The 12,827-nt window shown below is 58.1% G+C and carries 11 protein-coding genes; 6 read left to right on the forward strand and 5 right to left on the reverse strand.

The window, feature by feature from the left end; all coding sequences use genetic code 11:
* Positions 1–400: 400 nt before the first annotated feature.
* The 3 genes from hemG to ABD827_RS00015 all read right to left on the reverse strand — a co-directional run bounded on the left by hemG (position 401) and on the right by ABD827_RS00015 (position 3,114).
* A complete protein-coding gene (hemG, locus tag ABD827_RS00005) occupies positions 401–925 on the reverse strand; it encodes a menaquinone-dependent protoporphyrinogen IX dehydrogenase (protein WP_344961173.1) in 525 nt (174 codons plus the stop codon).
* Between the two features lie 9 nt (positions 926–934).
* On the reverse strand, positions 935–2,392 hold the full coding sequence (locus ABD827_RS00010; protein WP_298718399.1) for a TrkH family potassium uptake protein: 1,458 nt from the start codon (positions 2,390–2,392) through the stop codon (positions 935–937).
* Positions 2,393–2,484: 92 nt separating this feature from the next.
* Complete coding sequence (locus ABD827_RS00015; protein WP_344961177.1) at positions 2,485–3,114, reverse strand: YigZ family protein; 630 nt, start codon at positions 3,112–3,114, stop codon at positions 2,485–2,487.
* A gap of 275 nt (positions 3,115–3,389) precedes the next feature.
* Between ABD827_RS00015 and fadB the strand changes: the two genes are divergently transcribed.
* From fadB to tusA, 3 genes are all read left to right on the forward strand, one after another.
* Positions 3,390–5,534: a fatty acid oxidation complex subunit alpha FadB gene (gene fadB, locus ABD827_RS00020; protein ID WP_344961179.1), complete on the forward strand. Its 2,145-nt coding sequence runs from the start codon at positions 3,390–3,392 to the stop codon at positions 5,532–5,534.
* A 21-nt stretch (positions 5,535–5,555) separates the two neighbouring features.
* Positions 5,556–6,731, forward strand: a complete 1,176-nt coding sequence (fadA, locus tag ABD827_RS00025) for an acetyl-CoA C-acyltransferase FadA (RefSeq protein ID WP_344961181.1) — start codon at positions 5,556–5,558, stop codon at positions 6,729–6,731.
* A 622-nt stretch (positions 6,732–7,353) separates the two neighbouring features.
* Entirely contained in the window at positions 7,354–7,599 is a 246-nt protein-coding gene (tusA, locus tag ABD827_RS00030) for a sulfurtransferase TusA (RefSeq protein ID WP_344961183.1), read from the forward strand.
* A gap of 166 nt (positions 7,600–7,765) precedes the next feature.
* Here the strand turns inward: tusA and ABD827_RS00035 are convergent, their stop codons facing one another.
* Positions 7,766–8,416 (reverse strand): OmpA family lipoprotein, encoded by a 651-nt coding sequence (locus tag ABD827_RS00035; protein ID WP_344961185.1) that lies wholly within the window; start codon positions 8,414–8,416, stop codon positions 7,766–7,768.
* Between the two features lie 88 nt (positions 8,417–8,504).
* Positions 8,505–9,074: a DNA-3-methyladenine glycosylase I gene (locus ABD827_RS00040; RefSeq protein ID WP_344961187.1), complete on the reverse strand. Its 570-nt coding sequence runs from the start codon at positions 9,072–9,074 to the stop codon at positions 8,505–8,507.
* Between the two features lie 133 nt (positions 9,075–9,207).
* Here ABD827_RS00040 and glyQ point away from each other — a divergent pair, with 133 nt between their 5' ends.
* From glyQ to ABD827_RS00055, 3 genes are all read left to right on the forward strand, one after another.
* Positions 9,208–10,119, forward strand: coding sequence for a glycine--tRNA ligase subunit alpha (gene glyQ, locus ABD827_RS00045; protein ID WP_344961189.1), 912 nt, complete (start codon positions 9,208–9,210; stop codon positions 10,117–10,119).
* A 9-nt stretch (positions 10,120–10,128) separates the two neighbouring features.
* A complete protein-coding gene (glyS, locus tag ABD827_RS00050) occupies positions 10,129–12,198 on the forward strand; it encodes a glycine--tRNA ligase subunit beta (RefSeq protein ID WP_344961191.1) in 2,070 nt (689 codons plus the stop codon).
* Between the two features lie 212 nt (positions 12,199–12,410).
* Entirely contained in the window at positions 12,411–12,752 is a 342-nt protein-coding gene (locus tag ABD827_RS00055) for an antibiotic biosynthesis monooxygenase family protein (protein ID WP_298718414.1), read from the forward strand.
* Positions 12,753–12,827: the final 75 nt, after the last annotated feature.

The raw sequence follows: 12,827 nt of genomic DNA on the forward strand, positions 1-12,827 counted from the left end.
AAACTCTTCAATTAAAGACTTGATGCTCAATGAATTACTGAAGTTTTGCTATTTCTAGTGCACTTCGACAAGTCATTGAAAAACAATATTTTTTGTTTCCCAACTACCTGCGAGTGCCCACACAGTTTGCTTGATATATTGTTAAAGAGCGTTGACCTTGTTCAGGTCAGGGATGCGTATTCTACGCATTCCGTGTTGTTCGTCAAGCGTTGATTCAAACTTTGTTTCGTTCGTTTCAAACCCTTGTGACCGTTGGCGTGTTGCCCCGTGTCAGTGGATGCGCATTATAGGGAACCGCGGATTTTGCGCAAGGGCTTTTTTGACATTTTTATTAAAAAAAGCGGTTTTGTGCATAAAACACACTGAAACTGCTTTTTACGTATATTTTCTCGACAGCCGGTTATCTTTTACCCGTCAGTTGACGGGCAAAGTCCCTGACTTTATCCCAATCGGTAAACTCGAGATCCCGACTGGTATCGGTGCTACCGCCAGTCATCTTCATGATCATCTGAATAAGACGGGTCTGCCACCAGTTGTATTCACTGTATTTCAGTGCGCCGGCGAATACGCCGATGGTTCGCGGCCGCCAGGGCGACTTGGTCAAAAACTTTTTGATGTAGGCGTTGTTCCCGGGATCGGCTTTTTCCGGCTTGCGCGCGGTGAGGCAGACACAAAAGAAACTCGCATCGGCCGCGGCCAGCTGTTCGCTGTGGACATTGATGAAAGTGTAGAGATCCCGGTGAAAATGACCGTAGCGCACAGAAGCGCCAATCAGCACCTTGTCATATTTGCTGAGGTTTTTTCGAATAGGGCCATGCAAGTCCGCCACTTCCACATCGTAACCGCTAAATTCATCCTGCATCGCTTCGATGATTTTTCTCGTCTGACCATTGCGAGATGAATAAAGTACCAACAGTTTTTCCATAGACTCCTCTTAGCTACGCCAGAAGGCAGGCGTAAACAGTACCAGCAAGGTAAATATTTCAAGACGGCCGAACAGCATGGCCAGGATCATTATCCATTTAGCGCCGTCGGTAGTGGTACCGAAATTGGCGGCAACATCCCCCAGACCCGGTCCGAGATTATTCAACGTCGCCACCACGGCAGTAAAGGCGGTCAGCTCTTCCATACCGGTCGCCAACAGCGCCAGCATGCAGAGTACGAAGACCAGGGCATAAGCGGCAAAAAAACCCCACACCGCCTCCACCACTTTATCAGCTAACGCCTTATTGCCAAGTTTAATACGATAGACGGCTCTTGGATGGATCAGTCGTTTCAGCTCGCGCATCCCCTGCATGTTCAACAACATGATGCGGACCACCTTGATACCGCCGCCGGTACTGCCGGCACAACCACCGATAAAGGAAGAGAACATCAGCAGTAACGGCAGAAACAGCGGCCACTCGGCAAAACCGGTGGTACTGAAGCCGGCGGTAGTGGAAATGGATACCGCCTGAAACAGTGACTGGTCCAGCGCCTGCCAGGGATCCGAATATACCCGGTGCGCCCACAGCGCAGACAGACAGATCAGTGTCAGTATCAGCTGTATGCCGATAAACACTTTTACTTCCGGGTCGAGGCGGTACACCGACAGCCGCACTCCCCGGTTGGCAAAGGCGGCAAAGTGCAGGCTGAAGTTCACGCCGGCAATCAGCAGGAACACCACGATAATCAGGTTGATCATCGGGCTGTTGAAATGGCCCACGCTGGCGTCATAAGTCGAAAAGCCGCCGATGGCCACGGTAGAAAAGGAATGACAGATGGCATCAAACAGGTTCATGCCCGCCAGCCACAGCAGCAGGGCGCAGGAAATGGTCAACAACAGATAGATGTACCACAGGGTTTTGGCCGTTTCGGCAATGCGCGGCGCCACCTTGTTGTCTTTGACCGGCCCGGGTATTTCGGCACGAAACAGCTGCATACCGCCGATGCCAAGAATGGGCAGTATGGCCACCGCCAGTACTATGATGCCCATGCCACCCAACCACTGCAGCATCTGGCGATAGAACAGAATCGCCTTGGGCAGCGTATCCAGGCCGCTGATCACGGTGGCGCCGGTGGTGGTGAGACCAGAAAAGGATTCAAAAAACGCCTCGGCCACCGTCATATCCGGTTCGGTACTGAGCATGAAGGGAATGGCCCCCACGCTGCCGAGCACCGTCCAGAACAACACCACGATAAGAAAGCCTTCTTTGGCCCTCAGTTCTTTATTGTGGGTACGATTGGGAAACCACAGCGCCAGCCCCAGGATCAGGCAGATAACGAAGGCACTGAAAAAATCGAGGCCGGCGCCATCGCGATAAATATAGGCCACCAGCGCCGGGGCCAGCATGGTCACGCTGAACAGAGCAACCAGAATGCCCACGATGCGGATAATTGTGCGTATATGCATGGTACTTCCAATATACAAGGGTCTGTTGACCTTTCACGGTTAGGTTTTGTGCGATCTGCAACGTCACCTCGAAAGGTCAACAGACCCTGAACTCAGCCAGTCTCCGGCTCTACCGGTCTGGCCACCACTCGCCCCTGGCTACGATCCAGCAGCTGGCGACAAAACTCCGGCACGGCCCGCGCCTCAACCGATAGCACACCGGTTACCTCGGCACCGTAATCCACCTGCAGCCATTGCCCCTGATATTCACCGAGCAAAAATTCCAGCAACGCCATATCGCCGTAAGCGACCCTGACGTTCAACGAAGCCATGATCCGTCGCTCAACGGTTTGCAGTTGCGTCAGTGCCGACGCCAGAGTGCCACCATAGGCGCGTACCAGGCCCCCGGTACCCAGCTTGATACCACCGAAATAACGGGCGATGACCGCCGTTATCTCGCCCACCCCCGATCCCTGCAACTGCGCCAGCATGGGTTTACCCGCCGTGCCCGAGGGCTCGCCGTCGTCGCTGAAGCCCAGCACTCGCGAGTCGGTCGGCATGCCGGCCACAAAGGCCCAGCAGTGATGCCCCGCCGAGGGCTCTTGAGCGCGCACCGACCCGATAAAGGCCCTGGCGGCCTCCGCGTCCGGAGTATGAGCCAGATAGGCGATAAAACGGCTTTTTTTGATCTCCTGCTCCCATACCACCGCAGTGGCCGGTATCAGATAGGGAGACATATTCATGATGTTCACTCCCAGACGAGACAAAGCCGCCTAATATTGATTATCCGGCTGCATAGATGCGCCGGCGAAAAATAGCGCGACATTGTTGCTGAATCGGCCGGGGAAGTCATCTATTGCTCATGGCTCACCGCGTTTAAACCCGCTGAAAATAACCGAATTAAATTAAAACAATTGTTTTAATCAGTCATTGAACTCTGCTGATTTTCTGTTCATAGTGATTTTATTCCTGCCCGGGAGAGTCGGAGCAGCCCAAGGGAATCTAAGGAGACATGAGCATGATCTACCAAGGCGAAGCCCTCTCTGTAGAAATAGTGGAAGGAGGTATTGCTGAACTCTGTTTTAACAGTAAAGGCAGCGTAAACAAGCTGAACCGTGCCACCCTGGCCTCACTGGAAGAAGCCGTAAGTGCACTCGAGCAACATTCGGACATAACAGGACTCATTCTAACCAGCAATAAAGACGCCTTTATTGTGGGTGCCGATATCACCGAATTTCTGGACATGTTCGATCTGCCCCCGGCCGCCCTCGACGACTGGCTGTCCCAAGCCAACCGCATTTTCAACCGCATCGAAGATCTGCCCTTCCCTACCGTGAGCCTGGTGCGCGGCTATGCCCTGGGGGGCGGCTGCGAGTGCATTCTGGCCACCGACTTTCGCATCGGCGATGCCAGCGCCCGCATCGGTCTGCCGGAAACCAAACTCGGCCTGATGCCCGGCTTTGGCGGCACGGTACGGCTGCCCAGGCTGATCGGCGCCGACAACGCCATGGAATGGATTACCACCGGTCAGGATAACAAGGCAGATGCCTGTCTCAAGCTGGGCGTACTGGATGCGGTGGTCAACACCGATATGCTGCAGGCCTCGGCCATACAACTGTTGAAAGACGCCGCCCTCGGCAAGCAGGATTGGCAAGCCAGAAGAGCGCAGAAAACCGCCTCCCTGACGCTGGACAAGCTGGAAGCCGCCATGAGCTTCAACACCGCCAGGGGCATGGTAGCTGCCAAGGCCGGCCCCCATTATCCGGCGCCGATGATGGCGGTAACCACCATCGAAGCCGCCGCCGGACTGGGCCGGGATGAAGCGCTGCGCATCGAACAACGCAATTTCATCACCCTGACCCAGACCTCGGCCGCCCGGGCCCTGGTCGGCATTTTCCTCAATGACCAGTTTATCAAGGGCAAGGCCAAAAAAGCGGCCAGGGCCGCCGAGCCCGCCCGCAAGGCGGCGGTGCTGGGCGCCGGCATCATGGGCGGCGGCATCGCCTATCAATCGGTGGTGAAAGGCATTCCGGCGGTAATGAAAGACATCAAGGATCAGGCGCTGACCCTGGGCATGAACGAAGCGGGCAAGCTACTCAACAAGCAGCTGGAGCGCGGCAAAATTGATGGTACCAGGCTGGCCAAAGTACTGACCAGCATCACCCCCACCCTCAGCTATGACGGCTTGCAGGGCGTAGACACCGTGGTGGAAGCGGTGATCGAAAACCCCAAAATCAAGGCACAGGTACTGGCCGAGGTGGAAGCTCACGTCACAGATGAGACTGTGATTGCGTCCAACACCTCGACCATACCCATCTCGACCCTGGCCAAAAGCCTCAAGCGGCCGGAACGTTTCTGCGGCATGCACTTCTTTAATCCGGTGCATCGAATGCCGCTGGTGGAAATCATTCGTGGCGAGCAGACCAGCGACGACACCATCAATAAAGTCGTCGCCTATGCTGCCGCCATGGGCAAGTCACCGATAGTGGTCAACGACTGCCCGGGCTTCTTCGTCAACCGGGTGCTGTTCCCCTACTTCTTCGGCTTCAATCAACTGGTGGCCGATGGCGCCGACTTCGTGCAGGTCGACCGAGTGATGGAGAAACAGTTCGGCTGGCCCATGGGCCCGGCCTGGCTGCTGGACGTGGTGGGTATAGACACCGGCCACCACGCGGCGGCGGTGATGGCCGACGGCTTTCCCGACCGTATGGGCAAGACCGGCAAGGATGCCATCGATGTGATGTATGAACAGCAACGCTTCGGCCAGAAGAGCGGCAAGGGTTTCTATACCCATAGTCAGGACAAGAAAGGCAAAACCAGAAAAGAAGCGGACGCCGAGAGTTACCAACTGCTGGCCGAGGTGGCAGCCGAGCGCACCGACTTCGAGCCGGACGACATCATGGCCCGCATGATGATTCCCATGATCAACGAAGTGGTGCTCTGCCTGGAAGAAGGCATCATCGGCTCCCCCGCCGAGGCAGACATGGCACTGGTGTACGGCATCGGCTTCCCGCCGTTTCATGGTGGCGTGTTCCGCTACCTGGACAACATGGGGCTCGCCGCCTATGTGGCGCTGGCCGACAAGTTTGCCCATCTGGGCCCCCTCTATCACGTCAGCTCCGGTCTGCGCCAGATGGCCACCGACAACAAGACATTTTACTGATTGGCGCAAGGAGACCACAGCATGAACAAGGCACTCAACGAGGTCGTTATTGTCGACTGCATTCGCACTCCCATGGGTCGCTCCAGGGGCGGCGCTTTTCGCAACGTCAGGGCCGAGGACTTATCCGCCCACCTGATGCGCGGTCTGCTGGCCCGCAATCCGGCGCTGGCCGCTTCCGATATCGAAGATGTGTACTGGGGATGCGTGCAGCAGACCCTGGAGCAGGGCTTCAACATCGCCCGCAACGCCGCCCTGCTGGCCGGCCTGCCCAAGCAAGTAGCCGCCGTTACCGTCAACCGGCTGTGCGGCTCTTCCATGCAGGCGCTGCACGATGCCAGTCGCGCCATCATGGTCGGTGACGGCGATGTGTTTATCGTCGGCGGCGTCGAGCACATGGGCCATGTGCCGATGAACCACGGCGTCGACTTTCACCCGGGCCTGGCGCTGAACGTAGCTAAAGCTTCCGGCATGATGGGGCTGACCGCCGAAATGCTGGGCCGGATGCACCACATCAGCCGCGAACAGCAGGATGCCTTTGCGGTACGCTCCCACCAGCGGGCTCATCAGGCGACCCTCGACGGCCGCTTTGCCTGCGAGATTCTGGCCACCAACGGCCACGGCGCCGACGGCAGCCTGACCCTGTTCGAGCACGATGAAGTGATTCGCCCGGACACCAGCCTGGAGTCGCTGGCGCAATTGCGGCCGGTGTTCGATCCGGCCAACGGCACCGTCACCGCCGGCACTTCCTCGGCCCTGTCCGACGGGGCCGCCGCCATGCTGGTGATGTCTGCCGCCAAGGCCAAGGCGTTAGGATTAACACCTCGCGTACGCATCAGGGCCATGGCCGTGGCCGGCTGCGACCCCGCCATCATGGGCTACGGCCCGGTACCGGCAGTACACAAGGCTCTGCAGCGTGCCGGACTGTCGATCGCGGATATCGACCTGTTCGAGCTGAACGAAGCCTTCGCCGCCCAGTCGCTGCCGGTGCTGAAAGAACTGGGGCTGCTGGAAGTAATGGACGACAAGGTCAACCTCAACGGCGGCGCCATCGCCCTGGGTCACCCGCTGGGCTGCTCGGGTGCTCGCATCTCGACCACGCTGCTGAACCTGATGGAACACAAAGACGCCACCTTCGGCGTGGCCACCATGTGTATCGGCCTGGGCCAGGGCATCGCCACCGTATTCGAGCGGGTATAACTGTCGTTTGTAGATAAGTCAGACAAAGGATCTGCTCCGCCGACTCGCTGTAGATACCTCCATGTACGCTCTCCGTTTCCCTGAAACGGAAGGCCGGCGGAGCAACCTCCTTTGTCTTCTTATACCAATCCAGTAATGATCTGGTCATATTGAGGCTCCAGACCAGAGGCAACACAGCCGCCTCCCTCGACACGCCACTGGGCTAGCCATCTTTGCTGGGTAACCGGCTGCGAATATTCACTGGATATTCGGTCCATTACCCAACAAAGATATACGGCAGCAAGCTGCCCCATGGGGGCTCGGAAATGCCGTCCTTGGCATTTCACGGTCGTGGGAGCCGTTCTCTGTTGCCTCTTCTGGAACTCCGAGTTGTCCGCAGGCAGTGCTAACAGGCGACGCCTGAGCATCAAGGAGGGCAAAGGGATCTGCTCCACCGACCATCACATGACAGGGACGTCATGTGCTGAGCGTCACAAGGAGGTGCTTGAGCGGGTCGGTGGAGCGGGCCCTTTGTCCGGGATGGGTATTACAGCTGACAGCTTGCCGCTTAAAGCTTCCTTAACGGTTGACCATAATTTAAACAGCATTAAAATAGTCGGGTTTATTGCAAGATAGCGAATATATGACGATGTCTCTTTCCGATGCCCAGCATCACCTTGATGCCACCGGCCTGCGCTGCCCCGAGCCGGTAATGATGGTCCGCAAACAGGTGCGCACCATGACCGCCGGTGAAACCCTGCTGGTGACTGCCGACGATCCTTCTACCACTCGGGATATTCCCAGCTTCTGCCAGTTTATGGATCACGCCCTGCTGTCCAGCCAGATAGAGCAGCTGCCGTATCAGTTTCTGATCCGTAAAGGGAATTAAGGGCAGTGAGGTGTAAAGTGTGAGGGGGGAGGGGTAAATCCATACCTGCAAGTCCCCCTCCCCCGTGCAGGATAGTTGTCGCCTCACTATTCACGCCTAACGCCTCACCAAATAAAAAATGCCCGCTGATGAGCGGGCATTTTTCTGTTACCAGGAACCGAATGGCTTAGGACATGGGGCTCAGGGTGATCTCTACCCGACGGTTCTGGGCACGGCCGTCGGCGGTGTTGTTGCTGGCCACCGGCTGGTTGAAGCCGACACCACGGATGTTGAAGCGATTGGCGGCGGCACCCTGGCTGATCAGGAACTGGCCGACGGAAGCGGCACGACGCTCGGACAGGGCCTGGTTATGACTGGCGGAGCCGGTGTTGTCGGTGTGGCCGACCACGTTGACGTAGGTCTTCTCGTACTCTTTCAGCACCATGGCCACACCGCTCAGGGTGTTATAGAAGCTGGGTGACAGATCGGCACTATCTACCGCGAAGGTGATGGAGCTCGGCATGTTCAGGATGATGTTGTCGCCATTACGGGTCACGCTGACGCCGGTACCGCGCATCTGATCACGCAGCTTGGCTTCCTGTACGTCCATGTAGTAACCCACGCCGCCGCCCAGGGCCGCGCCACTGGCGGCACCGATCAGAACGCCTTTGCTCCGGTCACTGTCACCAGAAGAAACACCGCCAATTACCGCGCCGGCCAGGGCACCCAGGCCACTACCGATGGCGGCTTTGGACGTCTGACGCTCACCGGTATAAGGGTTGGTGGTACAGGCGGAAAGAGCCAGGGTCGCGGCAACCGCCAGACAGATTTTTTTCATAAAATAGGTTCCATATGTAGCAAGCACAAGTACCCCACAATATAGCCCTGCTCACAGGCTTCTACCAAGCCTCATTTCACTCTAGATGTCAGCGGTTGTCGTGATCCGGATGCCGGTGGCAGCTCAACAGGTGATCGTTGACCATGCCGGTGGCCTGCATGAAGGCATAGCAGATGGTGCCACCGACAAAAGAAAAGCCATGTTGTTTCAGTGCCCGGGCCATGGCCTCCGACTCATTCGTGCTGGTCGGCACCTCATCCTGGGTCGGCCAGCGATTGATCACCGGCTCGCCACCGACAAAGTCCCACAGCCAGCGACTGAAATCGATGCCCTGCTCCTGCATGGAAAGATAAGCCCGGGCATTGGCGATCACCGAGCGTATCTTGAGCCGGTTGCGCACTATGCCCTTGTCCTGCATCAGCCGCTCGACATCCTCGTCGGTAAAGGTGGCGATGATCTGCGGGTCGAAATCGGCAAAGGCCGATCTGTACGCCGGTATCTTGCAAAGAATGGTAAACCAGCTCAATCCCGCCTGCTGGCCGTCCAGACACAGCTTCTCGAACAGGGCCCGACCATCGTACTCGGGTACGCCCCACTCCCGGTCGTGATAAGCCTGATATTTGGGGTCGTCATTGACCCAACCACAGCGTGCCAGCATGCTTTCTCCTTGCCATTTGTATGCTGTAATGCGAACGGGGCACACCCTAAGCCTATATTCGCATCGGGTCAGAAGGTATACTCATCCGCCTAGTTTCACACTGCGAATGCACCTATATCAAGGCGCGAACATCATGCAAAAATTCGATATCAATACCTTTCAGGGTCTGATCCTGACATTGCAGGATTATTGGGCCCAGCAAGGCTGCACCATAGTACAGCCGCTGGATATGGAAGTAGGTGCCGGCACCTCTCATCCCATGACCTGCCTGCGCGCCATCGGTCCGGAGCCGATGGCCACCGCCTATGTGCAGCCTTCCCGCCGTCCCACCGACGGCCGCTATGGCGAAAACCCCAACCGGTTACAGCATTACTACCAGTTTCAGGTGATGATCAAACCCTCGCCGGACAATTTGCAGGAACTGTACCTGGGCTCTTTGCAGGCGCTGGGGCTGGATCCGCTGGTGCATGATATCCGCTTTGTGGAAGACAACTGGGAAAACCCGACCCTGGGTGCCTGGGGCCTGGGCTGGGAAGTCTGGCTCAACGGCATGGAAGTGACTCAGTTCACCTATTTCCAGCAGGTCGGCGGCCTGGAATGCAAGCCGGTCACCGGTGAAATCACCTACGGTCTGGAGCGTCTGGCCATGTACATTCAGGGCGTGGACTCGGTCTACGATCTGGTGTGGTGCGACGGCCCGCTGGGCAAGACCACCTACGGTGATATCTATCATCAGAACGAAGTGGAACAGTCCACCTACAACTTCGAGCATGCAGACGTGGACTTCCTGTTCGGCTTCTTCGAACAGTGCGAGAAAGAATGTCAGCATCTGCTGTCACTGGAAACGCCGCTGCCGCTGCCCGCCTACGAGCGCATTCTGAAAGCGGGCCACGCCTTCAATCTGCTGGATGCCCGCAAGGCCATTTCGGTCACCGAACGTCAGCGTTATATCCTGCGCATCCGCACCCTGACCAAGGCCGTCGCCGAAGCTTACTACGCCTCCCGCGAAGCCCTGGGCTTCCCCATGTGTAAAAAAGAAGGATAAGGGACCAGCATGGCTGAACAGAATTTTCTGGTTGAACTCGGTACCGAAGAGCTGCCGCCCAAGGCATTACGCAGCCTGGGCGAAGCCTTTGCCGACAACCTCAAGCAAGAACTGACCAACGCCGATCTGCCCTTCGCAGAAGTGCACTGGTATGCGGCCCCCCGCCGTCTGGCGGTGTATGTCACCGCCCTGGCCGCCGCCCAGCCCGACAAGCAGCTGGAAAAGCGCGGCCCGGCGGTACAGGCCGCCTTCGACGCCGAGGGTAACCCCACCAAGGCCGCCATGGGCTGGGCCCGGGGCAACGGCATCGACGTCGGCCAGGCCGGACGCCTGAAAACCGACAAGGGCGAGTGGCTGGTGCACCTTGCCGACATCAAGGGCAAGGCCGCCACCGAGCTGCTGCCCGCCATGGTCGAACAGGCCCTGAGCCGGTTGCCGATCCCCAAGGCCATGCGCTGGGGTGACAAGAGCATCCAGTTTATCCGCCCGGTGCATACCCTGACCCTGCTGCTGGGCGACCAGCTGCTGCCGGCTACCATTCTGGGGGTCGATTCGGCCCGCACCCTGCGCGGTCACCGCTTCATGGGTGAGCAGGAGTTTGAACTCGCCCATGCCGACGACTATCTGCAGGCGCTGGAGCACACCGGCAAGGTGCTGGCCGACTTCGAACGTCGCAAGGCCATCATCAAGACCGGCGTCGAGCAGGCCGCCGCCGCCGTGAATGGCATCGCCGACCTCGACGACGATCTGCTGGAAGAAGTGGCCTCGCTGGTGGAATGGCCGGTGGTGCTGACCGCCAACTTCGAGAATGAGTTTCTCGAAGTCCCTGCCGAAGCACTGGTTTACACCATGAAGGGTGACCAGAAATACTTCCCGGTCTACGACGCTGAAGGCAAGCTGCTGCCGACCTTCATCTTCGTCACCAATATCGAGTCCAAGGACCCGAGTCAGATCATCGGCGGTAACGAAAAAGTGGTGCGCCCTCGCCTGGCCGATGCGCAATTCTTCTTCGATACCGACCGCAAGACCACCCTGGCCTCCCGGCTGGAGCAACTGGACAGCGTGCTGTTCCAGAAGCAGCTGGGGTCGGTACGCGAGAAATCCGAGCGCATCGGTGCGCTGTCCGGTTTTATCGCCGCCGCCATCGGTGCCGACAAGGCCCAGGCGGAACGGGCCGGCCTGCTGTCCAAATGCGACCTGGTCACCAACATGGTGTTCGAGTTCACCGACACTCAAGGGGTGATGGGCATGCACTATGCACGCCACGACGGTGAAGACGAAGCCGTGGCCCTGGCGCTGAAAGAGCAGTATCAGCCCCGCTTTGCCGGAGACGATCTGCCCAGCCAGGACATCTCCGCCGCCGTGGCGCTGGCCGACAAGCTGGACACCCTGGTCGGCATCTTCGGCATCGGCCAGACGCCTAAAGGCGACAAGGACCCCTTCGCCCTGCGGCGCGCCGCCCTGGGTGCCCTGCGCATCATCGTCGAAAAAGACTATGACCTGGACCTGCCGATTCTGATCGAGCAGGCCAAGGCGCTGTACGGCGACAAGCTGAGCAATACCAAGGCCGCCGACGAGATCCTGGACTTCATGCTGGGCCGCTTCCGCGCCTGGTATCAGGACCTGGGTTACGGCGTGGATGTCATTCAGGCGGTGCTGGCACGCCGCCCGACCCGTCCGGCCGACTTCGATGCCCGGGTCAAGGCCGTCAGCCAGTTCCGCAAGCTGGACGCCGCCGCCGCCCTGGCCGCCGCCAACAAGCGAGTGGGCAACATTCTGGCCAAGTTCGAGGGTGAGATCCCGAGCGAGGTCAACCCGGCCCTGCTGCAGGACGAAGCCGAGAAGATCCTGGCCAGCCAGCTGGCCGAGCTGACCGAGCGTCTGACGCCGCTGTTCGCCGCCGCCGATTACGACAGCGCCCTGAGCGAACTGGCCGCCCTGCGTGAAGGGGTGGACAGCTTCTTCGATCAGGTCATGGTGATGGCGGAAGACGAGGCCCTGCGCCTCAATCGTCTGGCGCTGCTCAACCAGCTGCGCAACCTGTTCCTGCAGATAGCCGACATATCATTGCTGCAATAATAGCCCTCGCCTTTTGAATCTCGAAAGCCCCGCCGATGCGGGGCTTTTTATTTGGCTGGCCTTATGTCCGCTAGATTACGTCATGAGGCCACAGGGCTCCACACCAGCGTTATGAGCGATCTGGCCGGATATTTAATCCGGCTGGTATTACCAAATGACCCGGAATTTGTGTTACATATTAATAACATCAAAAGACGACAAGGAGAGTGCCGATGATCAAGGTCATTATCGAACGCCATATCGCCGAAGGGCTGGAAGACGCTTACCTGGAGAAAGTGCGCAGCCTGATGCTGCAAATCACCGACAGGCCCGGCTTTCTGAAAGGGGACGCCTACCGCGATGCCCATCACCCCAATCATTTTTATGTGATTTCCAACTGGGAAAATATCGAATGCTGGGAACGCTGGCAGAACTCTTCCGCCCGGCTGCACATGCTCAACGAACTCAGCCCCTTCATGGAAAGCGATGAAAAATGCACCGTACTGGCGCTCAAGGTCAGCTACGAAGCCCAACCGGCCAAATACGCCCGACCGACCCAGACCTATTCTTACTAGCCCTCACTAGCCCCCATAAGCCCCCCGGACGCATCGCCCTGGTGTTGAATACCGTGCTCAGCATCAGGGCGATGT

It is taken from the genome of Oceanisphaera sediminis, from assembly GCF_039539745.1.
Classification (GTDB): Bacteria; Pseudomonadota; Gammaproteobacteria; order Enterobacterales; family Aeromonadaceae; genus Oceanimonas; species Oceanimonas sediminis.